At 63.4% G+C, this 18012-nt stretch carries 21 protein-coding genes and 1 pseudogene; 5 read left to right on the forward strand and 17 right to left on the reverse strand.

The features are described from left to right. Window positions 1–16 precede the first annotated feature (16 nt). Window positions 17–1432, forward strand: a complete 1416-nt coding sequence (locus IU450_RS09005; protein WP_195149274.1) for a recombinase family protein — start codon at window positions 17–19, stop codon at window positions 1430–1432. Window positions 1433–1498: 66 nt separating this feature from the next. On the opposite strand, the gene IU450_RS09010 is transcribed toward IU450_RS09005, so the two are convergent. From IU450_RS09010 to IU450_RS09020, 3 genes are all read right to left on the reverse strand, one after another. Beyond that, window positions 1499–2092 (reverse strand): hypothetical protein, encoded by a 594-nt coding sequence (locus tag IU450_RS09010; RefSeq protein WP_195149275.1) that lies wholly within the window; start codon window positions 2090–2092, stop codon window positions 1499–1501. Between the two features lie 102 nt (window positions 2093–2194). Then, on the reverse strand, window positions 2195–3145 hold the full coding sequence (locus IU450_RS09015) for an AAA family ATPase (protein WP_195149276.1): 951 nt from the start codon (window positions 3143–3145) through the stop codon (window positions 2195–2197). 314 nt (window positions 3146–3459) lie between these two features. Next, window positions 3460–3627, reverse strand: coding sequence for a hypothetical protein (locus IU450_RS09020; RefSeq protein ID WP_195149277.1), 168 nt, complete (start codon window positions 3625–3627; stop codon window positions 3460–3462). A gap of 905 nt (window positions 3628–4532) precedes the next feature. Between IU450_RS09020 and IU450_RS09025 the strand changes: the two genes are divergently transcribed. Continuing rightward, entirely contained in the window at window positions 4533–5096 is a 564-nt protein-coding gene (locus IU450_RS09025; protein ID WP_195149278.1) for a recombinase family protein, read from the forward strand. A gap of 706 nt (window positions 5097–5802) precedes the next feature. Here IU450_RS09025 and IU450_RS09030 read toward each other — a convergent pair. From IU450_RS09030 to IU450_RS09050, 5 genes are all read right to left on the reverse strand, one after another. Further along, window positions 5803–6333, reverse strand: a complete 531-nt coding sequence (locus tag IU450_RS09030; RefSeq protein ID WP_195149279.1) for a hypothetical protein — start codon at window positions 6331–6333, stop codon at window positions 5803–5805. Between the two features lie 426 nt (window positions 6334–6759). Next, window positions 6760–7851: a hypothetical protein gene (locus IU450_RS09035; protein ID WP_195149280.1), complete on the reverse strand. Its 1092-nt coding sequence runs from the start codon at window positions 7849–7851 to the stop codon at window positions 6760–6762. Between the two features lie 66 nt (window positions 7852–7917). Then, a complete protein-coding gene (locus IU450_RS09040; RefSeq protein ID WP_195149281.1) occupies window positions 7918–8445 on the reverse strand; it encodes a hypothetical protein in 528 nt (175 codons plus the stop codon). 66 nt (window positions 8446–8511) lie between these two features. Next, a complete protein-coding gene (locus IU450_RS09045) occupies window positions 8512–8799 on the reverse strand; it encodes a DUF6968 family protein (RefSeq protein WP_195149282.1) in 288 nt (95 codons plus the stop codon). Between the two features lie 179 nt (window positions 8800–8978). Then, window positions 8979–9278 (reverse strand): hypothetical protein, encoded by a 300-nt coding sequence (locus tag IU450_RS09050; RefSeq protein WP_195149283.1) that lies wholly within the window; start codon window positions 9276–9278, stop codon window positions 8979–8981. A gap of 641 nt (window positions 9279–9919) precedes the next feature. Between IU450_RS09050 and IU450_RS09055 the strand changes: the two genes are divergently transcribed. Together IU450_RS09055 and IU450_RS09060 are read left to right on the forward strand one after the other, a co-directional pair. Next, on the forward strand, window positions 9920–10810 hold the full coding sequence (locus tag IU450_RS09055) for a helix-turn-helix domain-containing protein (protein ID WP_195149284.1): 891 nt from the start codon (window positions 9920–9922) through the stop codon (window positions 10808–10810). Further along, window positions 10807–11004 carry a DUF397 domain-containing protein gene (locus IU450_RS09060; protein WP_195149285.1) on the forward strand — a complete coding sequence of 66 codons (198 nt, stop codon included), beginning with the start codon at window positions 10807–10809 and terminating at the stop codon, window positions 11002–11004. Before IU450_RS09055 ends, IU450_RS09060 begins: the two co-directional genes overlap by 4 nt. Before the next feature lie 101 nt (window positions 11005–11105). On the opposite strand, the pseudogene IU450_RS09065 reads toward IU450_RS09060, so the two are convergent. From IU450_RS09065 to IU450_RS09100, 8 genes and pseudogenes are all read right to left on the reverse strand, one after another. Continuing rightward, window positions 11106–11357, reverse strand: a pseudogene (locus IU450_RS09065) (magnesium chelatase domain-containing protein); the annotation flags it as partial. Next, complete coding sequence (locus IU450_RS09070) at window positions 11358–11714, reverse strand: YraN family protein (protein WP_195149286.1); 357 nt, start codon at window positions 11712–11714, stop codon at window positions 11358–11360. A 98-nt stretch (window positions 11715–11812) separates the two neighbouring features. Further along, window positions 11813–12118: a DUF2469 domain-containing protein gene (locus tag IU450_RS09075; RefSeq protein ID WP_011210678.1), complete on the reverse strand. Its 306-nt coding sequence runs from the start codon at window positions 12116–12118 to the stop codon at window positions 11813–11815. 46 nt (window positions 12119–12164) lie between these two features. Further along, window positions 12165–12950 carry a ribonuclease HII gene (locus IU450_RS09080; protein WP_324197595.1) on the reverse strand — a complete coding sequence of 262 codons (786 nt, stop codon included), beginning with the start codon at window positions 12948–12950 and terminating at the stop codon, window positions 12165–12167. A 48-nt stretch (window positions 12951–12998) separates the two neighbouring features. Further along, window positions 12999–13781, reverse strand: a complete 783-nt coding sequence (gene lepB / locus IU450_RS09085; protein ID WP_324197596.1) for a signal peptidase I — start codon at window positions 13779–13781, stop codon at window positions 12999–13001. Between the two features lie 77 nt (window positions 13782–13858). Next, a complete protein-coding gene (gene rplS, locus IU450_RS09090) occupies window positions 13859–14200 on the reverse strand; it encodes a 50S ribosomal protein L19 (protein WP_011210681.1) in 342 nt (113 codons plus the stop codon). Window positions 14201–14379: 179 nt separating this feature from the next. Continuing rightward, window positions 14380–15531 carry a serine hydrolase domain-containing protein gene (locus IU450_RS09095; protein ID WP_324197597.1) on the reverse strand — a complete coding sequence of 384 codons (1152 nt, stop codon included), beginning with the start codon at window positions 15529–15531 and terminating at the stop codon, window positions 14380–14382. Then, window positions 15528–15944, reverse strand: coding sequence for a DoxX family protein (locus IU450_RS09100; RefSeq protein WP_228834191.1), 417 nt, complete (start codon window positions 15942–15944; stop codon window positions 15528–15530). Before IU450_RS09100 ends, IU450_RS09095 begins: the two co-directional genes overlap by 4 nt. Window positions 15945–16091: 147 nt before the next feature. Here IU450_RS09100 and IU450_RS09105 point away from each other — a divergent pair, with 147 nt between their 5' ends. Continuing rightward, a complete protein-coding gene (locus IU450_RS09105) occupies window positions 16092–16973 on the forward strand; it encodes a sigma-70 family RNA polymerase sigma factor (protein WP_195149288.1) in 882 nt (293 codons plus the stop codon). Between the two features lie 95 nt (window positions 16974–17068). Here the strand turns inward: IU450_RS09105 and IU450_RS09110 are convergent, their stop codons facing one another. Then, window positions 17069–17992 carry a hypothetical protein gene (locus tag IU450_RS09110; protein WP_228834192.1) on the reverse strand — a complete coding sequence of 308 codons (924 nt, stop codon included), beginning with the start codon at window positions 17990–17992 and terminating at the stop codon, window positions 17069–17071. Between the last annotated feature and the right edge of the window lie 20 nt (window positions 17993–18012).

The raw sequence follows: 18012 nt of genomic DNA on the forward strand, positions 1-18012 counted from the left end.
AGCTACGCTCATAAGCATGCAGGTCGCAGTCAAGGCAGTCATCTACGTCAGAATTTCTAAGGATCGGGAAGGCGCGGGGCTCGGCGTCGAACGACAGCGGGACGAATGCACAGAGCTTGCGGAACGGCTCGGGTGGACAGTGGCAGGTGTCTACGAGGACAACGACATCTCCGCCTATGCAGGCAAGAAACGCCCCGGATACGACGCAATGTGCAAGGCCCTGGAGGAAGGCGAAGCAAACGCCGTCATCGCGTGGCATGTCGATCGACTTCACCGCCGCCCGATCGAACTCGAAGCATTTATTGACCTATGCGACCGACACCAACTCGAAGTCCGCACAGTCAAAGCAGGCGCGTTCGACCTCTCTACCGCGAGCGGCAAAATGATCGCTCGCATGCTCGGTGCCGCATCAAGACACGAGGTCGAGCACGGCATTGAACGCCAGAAAGCTGCCAAGCTGCAAGCTGCGCGAGACGGAAAGTACCGAGGAGGACGGCGCTCATTCGGATGGGAGCCAGACGGAATGCACTTGCGTCCATCCGAAGCAAAAGCAATCAGCAAGGGCGCGCGAGATGCCCTCAGCGGGGTTTCGCTCAATCAAATAGCGCGTGAGTGGAACGAATCAGGTTTGCGGACTTCGTTGGGAGGCAAGCTGTTCGTCGGCCGCGAAGTAAAGAAAATCCTTCTTCGGCCGAGGAATGCCGGGATTTCACTTCATGAAGGTAAGGACATCGCCAACGGGCAATGGGAACCCATCTTCGATCGCGACACCCTGACGGCCTTACAGGTTCTATTGAAAGACCCTACGCGAACCAGGAAAGACGCCTTCGAGCGTAAATGGATGGGCTCTAACGTTTACTTCTGCGGCAAGTGTGCCAGCGAGCGAGTGATCATATGGGCTTCAGCACGCAGAGGGAGTAACACTGCGCCTACTTACAGATGCAACGCGCACGCGCATCTAGGCCGCATAGCGGAACCACTCGATGAGTACGTTACCGATCTAGTTGTCGAGCGACTCTCACGGAATGACGCGAGAATAAGGCTCGGCAGCGACCAGAAAATCGACATAGATGCGCTGAAGGCGAGCGAGACGGCTATCGAAGCACGCTTGAACGAACTAGTAACTATGTTCAACAACGACGAGATTACGGGCTCACAGTTGAAGACAGGTACGGCGCAGAAAAAGGCAGAACTGGAAGCAGTTCGGCAACAAATCGCTACGGCCCGGAAGAAATCAATCCTCGCTAACCTAGTCCTTGCAGACGAGGGCATACGTGAAGCATTCGAAGCATGCAGCGCGGATGTCAAAGGGAAGATTGTCGACACGTTGATGACGGTAACCATCCTGCCTGCGCCAAAGGGACGCCGACCAGGCGGCAAGTACTTCGACCCCGACTATGTCCAGATTGAATGGAAGTCACCCCAATCGTAAACAAGGCTCGTAACCGCCACCAGGACTAGAGCCATGCCCGGCGGCAGTTCCAGCGGACATGATGCCTTAGAATCCCCATATGTCGTGCGGCTTCACTGAAGCAGGATCCACCTTCTGCCCATCACCTGACCAGCGTTCGACATGAAACCTCGTTCGGGGCGACTTCTCTTCAATTGTGCGCCAGTGCCCTTTCGGAGCGCAATTGAAGCGGAAGACGTTTCTTATTCGATTCCACTGCCAACGCTGATATTCGTCAGTCCAAACGTTATAGCGCGCACACTGCTCGACCCCGATTCCTTTCGACGGTTCGAGCCATGTAACGCCAACCCAAGGAGCCTTTTCGACAGGCCCGACAGGGAAGGAAACATTCAACTCAATGGGGTCATCATCGCAAGTCATCTTGGGAAGCCTATGGCCTGTGTCGAACCGGACTGTAGCGACACCCCAGACCCGAACCTTGCATTCGTACAGTACGGCCTGTCCCATCAACCTGATGCGTACGTCGACATCCAGCAGGCCATTAGTCGCAATCCGCTCCCGTGATACACGAAAGTGCCATCCTTGAACGGGGACTTCTCTCAATTTCAACAACAGGCCGTATGCCGTTAGAACGACACCGATGATCGCGACAGGCGAGCCGAATATCAACAGGGACTCCATAAACCGCTACGTTACGGGAACTCTGCTGAAACAGGGATGTGAATCGCGGATGCGAAAGATCCCGGTTCCTAGAGCTACCATCGAGAACCGGGAACCGAGCTACTACGCTGCTTCGCTGAGCCCGCAGTACTGCTTGTATGCGGCCAAGAGATCCGCTTTCTTCCCGCCCAGACGCCTGTGCGCATCGTTGCCAGACTTGGCAGGTGGATCGAGTGCGGCAATCTTCTGCACCCAGTCGTCAACGTTGGAACTCGGAGCTTTCAGGGTGGGAATCTGTTCGCCTTCTCGGGGTGCGTGGATTGCCCATGTGAGCCGCCCGCCGTCGTCGGTGAGGGTGAACAGTCCCGCGTACTGCTCTCCAGTGTTGTCCCTAGCCTGTGAGCAGAACTCGCGCAAGCTCCCGTGTCGGTCTTTCCGGACCGTCAGATGTGCCGAACCTCCCTGCCCTCTCGCGAATGGGTCTTTCATGGTGACCCGCAGATAGGAACCATCCACCGCCCGATACTTCGCATGAGTGCCGGACGCGCCATAGTTGCGTGACTCGACACCTTTGGAAAGATGGTCGACATACAAGACAGTTGCGCCCGTCCTGGCAAATGGCCGCAACACAGTCCTGTTCACTCGCGTGAAGTCGTCGGAATCGTTCGATTTGGCATGGAACAGGGGCAGAAGCTCACCCATCGAATCAACACACACGAATGTCGGCCGCCAGTCCCGCATGTCCCGAACGATGTCGTCCAACTCCATGGAGGAGTCCGGCTGGATGTACCGGAACCGTCCACGATGTTTGATCACGTCACCATCCGCACCAAGCGCCGACAACCGCTCCCAGATGGCTTGGGGGCCGTTGTGGTCAAGGTCGATGAGCAGCACTCGACCCTCAGTGTCTTGCAAGACTTCGACGGCAGCGGCGAGCGCGAGCCACGTCTTACCGCCTTCGGGGTCACCGAACACGGCGTTCACTGCACCCGGATACAGCAGGCGCACCCCGTCGGTACGGGTGCACACGCTCGGAACCGGCGCAGAGCCTGAGCCGTCCACGAATGCGGCCATGTCAACATAATTCGCCCGGTTACCGGCTCCCGGTTCCGCGAATCCGTCATCTGCCACGAGGGCAACGGAATCGTAGGAGGGCGGCTCGTGGTCGTTCTCTCGTGCGGTTCTCAAAGGGGGTGAATCTCCTTGGTCAGCGGACGGCGGGAAGTGGTTCCCGGTTCCCGACAGTGGTTCCGCGAACTGGGTACCGCTTGGGTGGCTGGGTTTTTTCGACGTTTCCGGCGCGGCGTGCTCGTTGTCGGATCGCGGCGGAGACAGGTACTTGTCTCGGATCGCTCGAACATCGGACATGGAACGAACTTGTATGAGGGTCATGCGGCGGCCTGCCAGGTTTCGCCCTGTCCTTGTGCCGGGGTATCGCCAATGGTGGTTGGTCGGCCCGTCCTCAACAGTGCCGTGATGCGTTCACGCAGTTGCGGGGTCATGAGCGGTGCTTTGTCAACGACGGCCATGACGTGAGCGCGCATGTCCTCGTTCATGCGGCGTTCCGCCGTCCGTACAGCTCGACCACGAGCGTATCCAGTTCGGCGGGGTCGACTTTGAAGTTTCGGGGTCCGACCCTGTACCCCGTGAGCAGTCCGGCGTGTATCCAAGAGCGGATCGTTTGGGGCGTGAAGCCCACCCGTCGCCCCGCTTGGCCTGTCGTCATGAAATGGTCGAGCATCGGACCACCCTTCGCTATGCAGTTGTCGCGCAACCCGCTACCTCGCTTCCGAGCCGGTTGCCGACCCGAACATATTGGCAAGGTCGTGACAGTTGCAAGGTTTTGTCACGGCACAAGCCCACATGCCGCCGCAGTGTCGGTCCGTCCCCCGGCCGAGCACGACCCTTCACCCCCTCGGAATGCGTATGTACAGCGACCAACCGAGCGATGCGGTGCGGCCGGACAGGCGCGGGGAGGGGTCCCCTGGCCGTGAGACGCAGTGACCTGCAACGCCCCTGTATTTGACAAACCGCCGACTCTCGTACTCGCAACACGCCTCAGAGTATGAGGCAGGGAACCCACCGTTTGTAAAGCCCGCGAAAAACCCCGTGGCCTGCCCATACCCTCTGCGGGGAGTTACAGGAGGGGCTTGTGGGGGCTTGCGGGAACTTCCGGGTACCCTGCGGTACCTCAACACCAAACAACCACCAATAACCGCAAATGACACTCCTGTGTCGAAAGTCACTTTAGAAATGTGACGGCCCCCACCCCAGCGGGCCGACTCCCCGATGTTCGATCCGGCCGGAGTCTCGAAAACGATCCGTAGCCGAGACGGCACAACGCCATTCCGCCCCGGAGGCCATGCAGCAACTTCCGCACGCATCGCTGTCTTGAAAACCCGTCTCAAAACCTCTAGTCTCAAAACCGGTCAACAAACGGGATTATGAGACAGGCGGAGCAATGGCAGTGATCGGGTACGCGAGAGTCAGCACGTCCGACCAAGACCCACAGTTGCAACTCGATGCGCTCGACGCTGCCGGGGCCGCGCGAATCTTCACCGACCACGGCGTCTCCGGCGCGAAAGCCGAACGACCCGAACTGACACGGTGCCTGGACCACCTGCGCGAGGGTGACGTACTCACGGTGTGGAAGCTCGATCGGCTGGGCCGCAACACCGTTCACGTCCTCCAGTTAATCGAGCAACTGACCGAACGCGGTATCGGGTTCCGCTCCCTCACCGAGGGATTGCACACCGATGGCCCCATGGGCAAAGCAATGCTCACCATCATGGCCGCGTTCGCTCAACTTGAACGCGACACCATGATCGAACGCACCCGCGCCGGTTTGGCCGCTGCCACTGCCAATGGCCGCAAGGGCGGACGCCCCCGGAAAGTCAACGACACGGATGCCGCCAAGGCACGTGCCTTGAAATCGAAGGACGTGCCCGTACCGGATATCGCCAAAATGCTCGGCTGCTCGCGGGCCACGGTGTACCGATACCTTGCTGAGGGTGAGCCCGCCTAGGTCCAGACAGACACCACCGACCGAAGCCTGCGTAGCCTCAAGCGCTCGACTCGACACGCCGCCAACGGTGCCGCCTCTCGACCGGCAAGGGCGTGTGCGTATCCTTGAATCAGCAACTGCGAAAGGTTGCAGTAAGCGTGCGAAACGCGCGACACACGCCCAGCTCCAACCGGTGATGGTTTCTGGGCCAAACCGAAGCGCGAAGAGTGCTCACCAACACTTCAAGATCCGTCTTGCCGGAGGCTGGACCTTGGTTCACCAGATAGCGATCTGGTCGAGCTGAGGCTGGCCGCTGCCCTCTCTCGATCAGAGAGAGGAACAAGGGATCTGAATGGACTGGGTCACAGCCGCTGGAACGTCGGCAGCCGCTGCTGCAATAGTCGCGACCGGCGCGCGTGTCTTGATCACGGTCTACGCGCTTCGTGGAACCAAGCCGCAAGACCGACCGGCGATCATCCAGGCGCTAGGCAAAATGTTCCGTGAGACGCGCACGCTTCCTCCGCTCCGCGACAAGAGCGAGGAGCCCCCCGCGATCAGTGGCTAGTCGGGCCGAGCGGTCTCCTACCGGAGCCAAAGCCCCGACTCAACAGCCGATAGTTCCCGGTTCCGGGAACCACTGCCGGGAACCGGGAACCGGGTAACAGCACTAGCCAAATCTCCACGGCTAAGCCTCGATCGAGCACGCGCTAGTTCGGTTTAGGAGGGCCTAGTAACCACGGACGCACTTAGGGCAGTATCCGCACGGCGGATCAGAGACCATGCACGTAACATAGTGGGTCTTGTTCTTATCGAGAGACTTCCTGATCTTCCTCGCCGACATCCCGGCAAGAGGTGTCAGTATCTCGAAATTGGGTGCCGCGCGACACATGATCCGAGTTACCGCGCCGGTGTCAATGCCGAGGTCGTCTTTGTTGAATCCGACCGCGATTCCCCGCATTCCGTAGTGCGCCGCGACAATCGCGGCATCAAGAACCATCTGCGTATCCACCAACGCGTGGATTTCGTCAATCTCGCCGTCACAAGCAGGCATTTCCAATAGCCGACGGATGGTCAACCACCGATGGAGCCTCCGCGCAGTGGCCTCCGCAGCGAGGGTCTTGACCGGATTGGTGGCGTAGTGGATGAGGTGTAGCGCCGACTGTTCACGCTCGATCATGTAAGTGGAGTCTGCACCACCGGAGAAAAGCACAAGGTGTCGACTTAGATCGAGTCGATTCGGCGTCTGCGAGTTAGTCATTGCGGCCCGTCCTTCCATCGGCTTTGCATGAAATCACCCCGATCCAGCAAGTCTGCACCCGGCAACTGCCCCGACCACGAGTAGTCCACTACTTGCAAAAGCGATAGAACGCCAACTGAACACATGCCCAATTACTCGGCCCCATGAACACGGCCCGGTACGCGCGATGTTCAGCGGTGCAATCAGCACAGCGCAGCCAGTCAACCAACCCCGTCCGGAGATATAATCCGCCCCCTCCCCCCTGTCTGCACAAATATCGGCCCGAATGCCTGAGAGTGGGCCACCATTGCCGGGGGAGGGTCCATAGCCCACCAGGAACATGCCTCCAGATTGGCTCCTGAGCGACGAAATCGGTTGCAGCCCTATCGGACTACCCACTAACCGGGGCGGGCAACGCCGGAGGCTGTGAGCAGCGATGAGAGTCGGTTATCGGTCGCGAGCAATTCCCCGCGCGCGTTCTTGCCCTTGTCCGGTGCCGCCACGCACAACGCCAGGCGCGTGACCAGGCGGCTCTCGCACCGCCGCTGACGGTGGCTGCGCTTGCCCGAGTCCGAGAAGCTTCACCACTTCCGGGGGCACTCCGCGGGCTTGCAGGCGCGCCAATTCTTGTGCGCGTTCCTTCTCGTCCACCTCGCGCGCTCTGAGGGCTTCTTCACGCGCCTTGGCGGCTGCCGCGCGTGCCTCGGCTGCTGCACGCTCTAGGCTGGCAGCGTCGGCAGCCTCTCGGGCCGCATGTTCCCCAGTGTCGGCGGCTTCCCGTTCCTGCAACTGATTGGGTACCGGGAATTCCAGAGCCACCCGTTCGGCAGCCTCACGTGCCACCCGGGCTTCCGGCGTTTCGCGTGCCTGCCTGGCTAGCTTGGCTTGTTCTTGCGCCTGTCGGTTACGCTCGACTCGCCCAGGGGCCTCCGCTCGGCCACGTGTAGCACCATCGCGGAATCGCAGCATATTCCGGAACTTCTCGGCTCGCCCCCGCGCCTTTGCCAGCAACGCGATTTTATCCCGCCGCTTCTGTAGCTCCTGAGCCTTTTCCTGCCCCGCCTTCTCGCGGACACCGGGCAATTCGAGCTGCTTACCCGTTTCCCTTTGTAGTCCGATCGCCCAAATCTCGCGGGCAACATGCCGAGGGATGACCTGATGCGTGAACTTTTCCTTGAAGTCGCGGACCAAACCATCTATAAGCTTCTGCACTTCCGGCGACCTATATTCGCCCTCGACGGTCCGGAGTACGTGTTGCTGTATTTCACCCTTGTCGAGAAGCGCTCGAACAACTTCAAGCTGCTTCTCATCTTTAGGCGAATCCATTCTGCCGGACTTTTCTTCAATCGTGTAGATCAGTCCGCGCACGTCCTTAATTTTGTCGAACCTGATCGACACACCGGCAGCGCGGAATTTCTTCGACTGCTGCACGTAACCGTTCTCGCGGTCGCGAAAGTACCGATATGTGCCGTTCTCGAATATCCTGCCACGCGTATTGTTGTCGTAGTTATGGCGGTCTCTGTCGTATCCATCCGGCATAACTGGCCACGCCCCCCGTTTGTGCTACTTCGGGTTAAGTGAGTGTAGAGCCGTTACGCAACAGGCCTAGCTTTCCTCGCCACGTTTGGCCTCGTGGTCAGCCGCGTACTCACGTAGCGCAGCTGCCGCGTACGAGAACATGCCGTCGTACGCATCGGGAGAATGATTGATCATGTCATTCATAAGCGCCCAGGCGGAAATCTCGTCTTCGTCGTAGGTGTCACATTCCAACGCCGGATTCAAGCTGTCGTAGAAAGTGCATTCATCGTCGGACGATTCCCATTCAATCCACCGTGCACCCGCGAATTTGATATAGCATTCGCCGATGAAGCAAATGAATGCGTCGGCCATGTCGGCGTTCTCGGGAGCCATCGCGGTGGCCATATCCGGGAACAGCTTGGCAATAATCGGATCGAGCCGTTTAACCTCCGCTGAGTCTTCCGGCCACGGCTCCGAAGGAATCTCACGTATGCCCGCATAGTCCATGAACTTCTGGGCTTGCGCATTACGCCGTTCAGGGTCGACCCATTTACCCCATGCGGTCTGCTCGACGGGTACGCCGAGCTCCATGGCCAACTGCTCGTCATTCCCCACGCCTAACTCCTTCTCGCTATGGTCGGAACAGGCCAGTGTCGCATGCCACAGCGACAAACACCGCCGCTACACGACCGAAGGGAACCCAAGGTCAGCGCTCCCCCGGTACGTGTACAACTCGTCCCGGTGCGCGAGTAGGCGACGAGCAGCCGACATAGCCAGCAGCAACGCGTGCACCGAGTCGTCGCCCTTGCTGCGCTGCGTAACGGGTTTACGGCCAATGCCTTCGATGCGGAAACCGCACGACCAGCCGTCTATCTCCTGCACCGGTTTACCGAACGTCACCACCACGGGACTGCCGTCACAGCACAGCTCACGAGTTGCGATCGGCTCACCCAGCTCGTCATCCTGCATTCGTTTCCCCACGGGATGTAGCGATGGGACAACCCCGGTGCACATCGTCGGGAACCGGGGTTGACTGCGACTCTCCCTCTAGCTGACGAGGGGGCCTAGAGGGACCAAGACCAAACGCATGTTCTGTCGTCCAGTGAGCGCAGGTGGGGCGCGTTCCTGGCGTGTCCGAAACCGAACCATCATCGCTCCAGGTACAACCGCTCGCACGGCAGCCTGGGCCAGCCCTCAGCATCGGGGAACACGGCCACCGCATCTACGTAGTGCCGTTTCCGGTGATCTTCAACGAACGCCAACGCAGCCGTGAGACACGCGGCGAAGTCGAGCCGCGCGCCGTGCAGGAACACCGACAGATGCACGTCTGGATCGTTCGGCAGCGGAGAAGTGCAGTCAGACATGAACCGACGCCCAACGCCTACCCGGACCACCACAGGCGCGTATGTGCCCGACCACGACCATTCCAGACGGGCGGAACCGGTCACGGGGTGTCTCTATCCAATGCCGGATCGCTCCGGACTCAGCCGTGGGCGAGGGCAACGCGACCGTGCCGCCCTCCCGGACAATCGACACGTCGAGCCGGAATAGCTCCGCGAAAAGCTTGGTGTCTTCAGGCACGTCGGGCCTCACCAAATACGTCCATCTGTTCGAGCGAGGATGCGCCACAATCGGCCCCAACGCGTCTCTGCGGTGCCGCATTTGGTGCAGCACAGCACGCCCTAAAGGCGCCGGCATGGTCAGCGCCCCCACATGCGACGACTTCATGATGATGCGCCCCAACTCAGGCGGGTCGATCACCGCGGGCAGATCACACACACGCCGGTAGAAGTGGCAGCGGGACACCGGGGTGTCCCCAAACGCTATGTGGCCCATGAAGACCTCTACTCGTATCGGAAAGGCTTAGGTGCGCCCGGTCCTCGACAACCCCCTGACCGGTACCCGAGGGCGGGACCTGTTGCGGTGTCTGCGATTCCGCGCTCCCTACCGGGCGCACATCCAGAACACCACTGTCCGTGTCGGCATAACCACGTATCAGTCGGAACTTTCCAAGAAAAACCGGTGCAGTTCCACTTGAGCTGTCAATCTAGTTCCAAACAAGACCGGCACTCTTTGGGAGACTAAGGAAATGGCAAGGGATAGCGGCTCCGGCTCCACGCTCGTTAGACGGCTGCTTGGTCGCGAACTGGCCGCACTGCGAAACAAGGCGGGGATGCCGATGGATGAGGCGAAAGCGGTGATATCCGTTGGGAAGCAAACGATCTGGCGCATGGAGACCGGGCAATCGGTCCGGCTGCGAGCAATCGACATCGCAGCGCTTTGCAAGGCGTATGGCGCGAGCCCCGAGAAGACCGAGATACTGCTAGCGCTGTGCGAGGAAGCGCAGGGCAAGGGTTGGTGGCACGCGTACGGCGACACGATCCCCAAGCACTTCGAACCGTTTGTCGGCTTGGAACAGGCAGCGGAGCGCATCGTCACGTATCAGTCTGCACTGATCCCAGGACTGCTACAGACCCCCGAGTATCGACGCGAAGTTATCTGGACCGAGTTCCCGGGCATGGAAACCGCAGAGGTCGAACGGCGCATCGAACTAGCCGCCCGCCGTCAGGATCGCCTAACCGATAGTCGAAACCCTCTCGTCCTTGAAGTCATCATGGATGAGTTGTCCTTACGGAGACCAGTCGGGGGGCCGTCCGTGATGTCTGCACAGCTCCATCACATCTTGGAGATCAGCACGCTACCGAACGTGTCTGTGCGCGTCGTGCCTGCGTCAGCGGGCACACATCCGGGGCTGTTGGTGGGCACGTTCGTGCTCCTGGAGTTCCCTAGGCACCCCAGAGCGCATATGACCGAACCTCCCGTGATCTTCGTCCAGGGGTTTACCGGTGCGCTCTACCTTGAGAAACCCGTCGAGGTAGAGCAGTACCGTGACGCATACACTCGGCTACAGCGTTCGGCACTAGATGAAGACGCCAGTAGGCGTCTCATCCTTGAGATTGCAGAGGAGTTGGCCCGGTGACAGTTGACGTGTCGGGGGCAAGGTGGTTCAAGAGCAGCCGTAGCAGCGGCTCTCAGGACTGCGTAGAGGTTGCCTTTCTCGACAGGGGCATGGTCGGCGTTCGGGACTCCAAGAATCCGACCGGCCCCGCGCTGGTCTTCACCCCCGGTGAGTGGGACGCATTCACCGCTGGCGTGCAAGACGGCGAGTTCTAAGCGCCGCTGAGCCACGAAGCCCGGTATGACACGCTACGGCGGGTTGTCCGGGCTTCTTCATGCTCTGACCTGTGTGTTTAAGAGCGTGTTATTCGAATATATGCCAGGTCGTAGACGCTGCCCAGCTTCGGCAAGGTCGCGGGCGACAATGCGAGGACCACCCGGCCGTCGGGCCACTTCTCCCCCGAGTTCGCCACCGCCGAACGGATCCGGTCGCGAGACTCCTGCAACGCGGTGTCGGGCAGCCCGACGAGGTGGACGGAAGGCAGGCCCTGCCCGATATCGGCCTCGATCTCGACGAGCAGACCGTCCACGCCGGTCACCGCGACGGAGTGCGCCCGCCCGAGGGCCATTCAGAACACCGCCTCGAGATGATCGATGACCGGTGCGCGACCCCGTACCGCCAGCACCGACACCACATCGAACCGGATGCGCCGCCACGGCCCGTCCTGTTCGGCCAGCCACAACAGGGCCAGCCGGCGGATCCGCTGCCGCTTGGCGAAGGTGACCGACTCGGCCGGTGTGCCGTAGCCGAGGCCGGAACGAGTCTTGACCTCCACGAACGCGGTCACGTCGCCGTCGCGGGCGATCAGGTCCAGCTCGCCGTATCGGCAACGCCAGTTCCTTGCGACGATCTCCATCCCCGCGGCGCGCAGAAATTCCGCCGCCAATTCCTCCCCGTGCGCGCCGAGCGCCTGTCTGTCAGTCACCCGGCCAGCGTGCGCCGGGCGCGAATCAGGTCAGCGCCGCCGACCTGGGAGAACAGAAAACCTGTGGATAGCCGAGCCGCTGTGCAGAACCCTTGGGCTCACTCCGGCAGCCGCAGGTCGGGCTTCTCCAACTCCTCGATGTTGACGTCCTTGAAGGTGATCACCCGGACGTGCTTGACGAAGCGGGCCGGGCGATACATGTCCCACACCCACGCGTCGCTCATCCGCACCTCGAAGTACACCTCGCCGTCCGCGTTCTGCGGCCGCAGCTCCACCGAATTGGCCAGGTAGAAGCGGCGCTCGGTCTCCACCACGTACGAAAACTGGCCGACGATGTCCTTGTACTCGCGATACAGCGAGAGCTCCATCTCGGTTTCGTACTTCTCGAGGTCCTCGGCACTCATCGGGTGGGACGTCCTCCTTCTCGCCGCATCGCGTCGTGTGATGACATCATCGCGCATGCGCTGCGTCGGTAGCCACTCGGCCAGCCGTACGCCCGTTCGGAAACTGCTCGGACATTGCTTCGTCGAGGCCCTCGGCCAGCACCGCGTCCGCGGCGTCGGCGGCCGCCGCGACCGGCCGGAGCCCGGCGGCCTCGCGAACATTGCGCCAGGAGCGGCGGTGCTCACTGCTCGGTCCGAGGCGGTGCAGCGCGGCGGTGTGCTCGGGCGTGTTGTAGCCCTTGTGGGCGGCGAAACCGTAGCCGGGGAACCGCTGGTCCAGCTCGACCATGATGCGGTCCCTGGTGACCTTGGCCAGGATGCTCGCCGCCGCGATGCAGGCCGCCGCCCCGTCGCCGCCGATCACGGGCAGCGACGGCACCGGAATGCCGGGGACCCGGAACCCGTCGGTCAGCACGTAGCCGGGCTCCTGGCCGAGCCCGGCGACGGCGCGGCGCATTCCCTCGATATTGGCGACGTGGATGCCGATCGAGTCGATCTCCCAGGCCGGGATGACGACGACCTGGTAGGCCAGCGCCAACCGGATGATCACCGGGTACAGCTCTTCGCGGGTGGCCTCGGTGAGTTTCTTGGAGTCATCGAGACCGGCCAGCCGGTCGTAGGCCTTCGGGGCGAGCAGGCACGCCGCCACGACCAGCGGTCCCGCGCACGGCCCCCGGCCCGCCTCGTCGACGCCGGCCACCGGCCCGAGGCCACTGCGGATCAACGCCGCCTCGAGCGTGCGCAGCCCTCCCGCCCTGCGCATCACCACGCGCGGCGGCCATCCGTTACCCACCGGCACTCGACCTTGCCCCACCGTCCAATTATCCTGCGCCCCGAGCGATCAGTTCGTCTGGGGATTCTCCGAGTGCACCGGTCCGATCCGGCCGGGCGGCCAGATCTTGAACACGGCCTTGCCCCGGATGTTGTCCACCGGGATGGTGCCCTGCAGTTCGTCGGTGATGTGCGCGCGGGAATCGGCGGACTGGTTGCGGTTGTCGCCCATCACCCACAGGTGCCCCTCGGGCACCTTCACGGGCTTGAACTCACGTCCGCCGGTCGAGTTGTAGGGCTGACCCGGCACGTACGGGGCGAGGTAGCGGGCGTACGGCTCGTCCAGCGGCTTGCCGTCCACGATCACCCGGCCCTGCGGGTCGCAGCACTCCACGGTCTGACCGCCGACCGCGATCACGCGCTTCACCAGATCGTTCTCGTCCGGCGGCACCAGGCCGAAGAAGGAGAAGAAGTTCTGTACGCCACGGATGGCGGCATTGTCCGAGCGGATCGACTTGTAGTGGGTGTTCCACGAGGGCGGGCCGACGAACACGACCACGTCACCCGGCTGTGGATCGCTCCAGTAGTAGCTCAGCTTCTGCACGTAGATGCGGTCGCCGGTGCATCCGGCACATCCGTGCAGGGTGGTTTCCATCGACTCCGACGGAATCACGTACGGCCGACCGACGAAGGTGACCATCAGTGCGGCGATCACCGCGGCGATCACGATGAGGATCGGCAATTCCTGCCAGAACGGCCGTTGCTTCTTCTTCGCCCGCCGCTTTGCGCGACCGGCCCGCGTATTCTCGTCGCCCGATTCGGACACCGACACCGACCCACTTTCGTCTGCCACGCCGAACAGATTAGCCCGGCAGCGAAACCGAGGTCCGATGCCGGGCTGGGGAAAATCTGTTGTGCCGAAAAGCTAACTCAGCGCTTTTCCTTGATCTTGGCGGCCTTGCCGCGCAGATCGCGCAGGTAGTACAGCTTGGCGCGGCGGACGTCACCGCGGGTCACGACATCGATGTGGTCGATGTTCGGGCTGTGCACCGGGAAGGTGCGCTCCACGCCGACACCGAACGACACCTTGCGGACCGTGAAGGTCTCGCGGATGCCACCACCCTGGCGACGGATCACGACGCCCTTGAAGACCTGGATGCGCTCCTTCGAGCCTTCGATGACCTTCACGTGCACGTTCAGCGTGTCGCCCGGCCGGAAGTCGGGGACGTCGCTGCGCAGCGACTTCTCGTCGACGAAGTCAAGGGTGTTCATTTCCATCCTTATGGTTTCGCGCGAACAGAGGACCCTGGCGGCACTGAACGTGCTCGGCCGGTTCATGCTCCGATCAATGGGGTGCGCCGGGTCGACAATCACCCAGGGCAACCTGTGCATTGTGCCAGATCGGCGCGCCGCGGAAGAAATCGACCCTGGTGCGGCACGTCCGTGGTCGGTCACGCTACGCCCAGCGCGGCACGGTGCACGGCCGCCGCGAGCCGCTCGTTCTCCGGCGCGTCGAAACCGAAGGCGGCCCGGCGGCGAGTGTATCCGTAGGCCAACCCGCTGTACGGGTCGGCGAAGCCGTCGGAACCGGCGGCTCCGGTGTGACCGAAGGCGTCCGCGCCGAGAAACGGGTAGAGCAGGCCCTTGGCTTCGAATCCCACCAGGTAGGGCGCGCGGTCGCCGCGCACCAGATCCGGGCCGACCGAGTGGATGGTCGTGAACGCCGCGCGGGTCTCCGGGTTCAGCAACGGCCCGCGACCGTCGAGTCCGGAAATCGCCGCGGCATACATCGCGGCGAGTCCGCGAGCGCTGCCCACACCACCCATCGATGCCGGACCGGCCGCCCGGACGGCTGGGTCGTTCGGCAGGCTCAGCACGTCTGCGGGGGTGAAACCGTCGGCGTTGAGGTTGTAGGAGACGCCCGCGACACTGCGCGGTCCGGGCCCGGCGGCCGCGAACGCGGCCTCCATCTCCGGCGACGCCCGCCACGGCAGGATGGGCAGATATCGCTGCTGCGAGGTCGCGGGAAGCCCGAGATACAGGTCCAGGTCGTATGGGGAGCGGACGCGGTCCTCGAACAGCTCTCGGATCGAGGAGCCGAGGCAGCGGCGCACCACCTCGCCCAGGATCGCGAAGGTCACGAATCCCCCGTAGCCCTGCGCGGCTCCCGGCCGGAAGACCGGGCGCTGCGCCGCGATCCGCCGCGCGATCCGCCGGTCGTCGGCGAGTTCGGCGACGGTGAAGCCGCCGTCCACGCCGATCACGCCGGACCGGTGGGTGAGCACCTGCCGCAGGGTGATCGCGGCCTTGCCCGCATCGGCGAACTCCGGCCAGTAGGCCGCGACGGTGCGATCGAGGTCGAGCATGCCGTCCTGCACCAGCAACGCGACCACCAGGGTGGCGGCGCCCTTGGTCGACGACAGCAGGCCGGTCAGCGTCGCGCCGGACACCTCGGGCCCAGCCCACAGATCGACCACGCGCTCACCGTGGACGAAGGCGGCGAGCTGCGCACCGGATTCCCCGTTCTCCGCGGCAACCACGGCGGCGAATTCGGCGCGCACCGGCTCGAATCCCGGTGCGACGGTTCCCTGGATGTCGCTCACGCCGCCGCCTTCCGATGCACGCGGCGGCGCAGCGCCGCGAGCGGGCCACCGGCTGGCCGCAGCGCCCAGGAGGTCAGGCTCAGGCCCGTGAATACCAGCGGTGCGATCCAGGTCTTCGGTTCGTCGCCGACTGCGATATGCGAAGCGGCCGCCCCGCCGTAGACGAAGGTCAGCCCGGCATAGGCCCATTCCTCGGCGCGCGGGTGGCCGGGAACGACGATCGCCGCGACGGCGGCGGCCTTGGCCGCGCCGAGGATCGTCGCGAAGTACATCGGATAGTCGAGGCGGTCGAAAACCTCTCGGATATAGGGGATCCGCGCGAGATCCCAGTAGGAGCCGACCACCGATTCGGTGAGCAGGATCCCGGTGGCACCCAGATACGCGAGGCGCGCGCCGCGGCTGTCGAGATTCATGGATTTTCTTCCTTTCCGGCGCACTGCGCGCCTATGCCTTCCTGACGGATGGCGGCGCGGGAAGGTAACGGATCGCGCTCCCGGACGCGGATGTCACAGTCGCCAGGCCCGTCTCGTCGTCCCTGTAGACGACGCGGAGGAGAGCACGTGGACGAACGCGACCTGCTGGCGGACCGATTCGAAGCGCATCGCGCCCACCTGGCGGCGGTGGCCTATCGCATGCTCGGTTCGACGACCGAGGCGGAGGACGCGGTGCAGGAGACCTGGCTGCGGCTGGCCCGCACCGAGCCTGCGGACATCGGCAATCTCGGCGGTTGGCTGACCACCGCGGTGAGCCGGGTGTGCCTGGACATGCTGCGCGCCCGGAAGTCCCGTCGCGAAGAGCCGTTCGAGGACCAGCTGCCCGACCCGGTCGTCCACCTGGACCACGACGCCGATCCGGCGGAGCAGGCGGTGCTCGCCGACGCGGTCGGCACGGCGTTGCTGGTTGTCCTCGATTCGCTGAATCCGGCCGAGCGGCTCGCGTTCGTCCTGCACGACATGTTCGCCGTGCCGTTCGACCGCATCGCCCAGGTGCTGGGCAAGTCACCGGCGGCGGCGAAGATGATCGCCAGCCGCGCGCGCCGCCGGGTCGGCCGGCACGTGCCCAGCCGTTCCCCGGACCTGCCCCGGCAACGCGGTTTGGTCGAGGCGTTCCTGTCCGCGGCGCGTGGCGGGGACTTCGACGCACTGCTGGCCATTCTCGATCCCGACGTGGTGCTGCGCGCCGACGCGGGAACCGGCCTGCTGGTGCACACCGGTGCGGCCGCGGTCGCGGGCCTGCTGGACACCTTCCACCGCTACGCCGGCACCTACACGGCGACGCCCGTGCTGGTGGACGGCCGGGCCGGACTGCTGAACACCTTCGAGGGCGCCCCTCGGTCGATCATGGCGTTCACCACCGCCGGCGATCGGATCATCGCGATCGATCTGCTCTCCGATTCCGAGCGTCTCGCCCGCCTGCCGCTGCCCGCGGTGCCGCGTATGTAGCGCCGACACCGCGCCGGGTGAGCTTCCGAACGCGGCGGAGCGCACGGCGCTCGGTCACGTCGGAGGCCGCCAGGACGATGCTCCGCCGGGCCTGGTCAGTGGTGGTTCTGCTCGCCGGAGATGGCGTCCTGGGCGGGCGGTGGGCTGGGCGTATTCAGCGGACCGTGGTCGGAATGCCACAGCGAATGGTGCCGATGCGGCGCGGGCGGAGCGGGGACGACCGTCCGGGTGAGTTCCGCCTCCGCCGCCGTGCGGACGTGCTCGACGTCCGGTTTCCCCGCGACCAGGTCCTGCACGAAGATCTTCGCGCGAATGACCGGGCGGCGATACCGCCGTTCCCGGACGATGGCCCGGTACATCAGGCGCCTGCGGTCGCTGTAACGCCAGCGGGCCCAGGGCGCGCCCGGACGGCTGAGGCGCAGCGCACCGACGACCAGCAGCGGCAGGAAGAACATGCCGAACAGACCGGTCCAGATCTTGCCCTTGGCGATGACGATCGCGGCCAGCCCCAGGTTGATCACGGAGAACACGACGACGAAGAAGCGGACCTCGGTGCTCGGATCGTGCCGGAAGTCGTTGATGTCCAGCATCCACAGCGGGTGGAAGCCCAGCAGCAGCAACCCGGTCACCGCGAGCGCGACGAACACCGCGTCCACCGACGTGCGTCCCTGCTCCTCCCAGTACACGTCGCGCAGATAGAAGATCAGCGCGAATTCGTCGAGGACCAGCGCGGCGCCCACGCCGAAGGCGGCCGCGAGGATACCGGCCGTGGTCGTATCGGCGCTCTGGTACTGCGTGACCATGCCGATGCCCGAAGCGAGCACCAGGATCACCCCGAACACCATGTGATGGACGTGGGTGTCACCGGCCCGCAGATTGCCCGGCCACCAGCGCACGCGCGCCCGGATGAGCCGCACGCTCACGCGGATGAACAGGAACCCGACGATGAACCCGAGGAGAAAGCACAGCAACGGCAGCCGCCCTTGGGCGATCACGTCCTCGTGGAGCCACCGTCGCATAGCCGCTACTCCCTCCCGTG

Origin of the sequence: Nocardia abscessus (assembly GCF_015477775.1) — a bacterium.
In the GTDB taxonomy this organism is placed as follows: Bacteria; Actinomycetota; Actinomycetes; order Mycobacteriales; family Mycobacteriaceae; genus Nocardia; species Nocardia abscessus_A.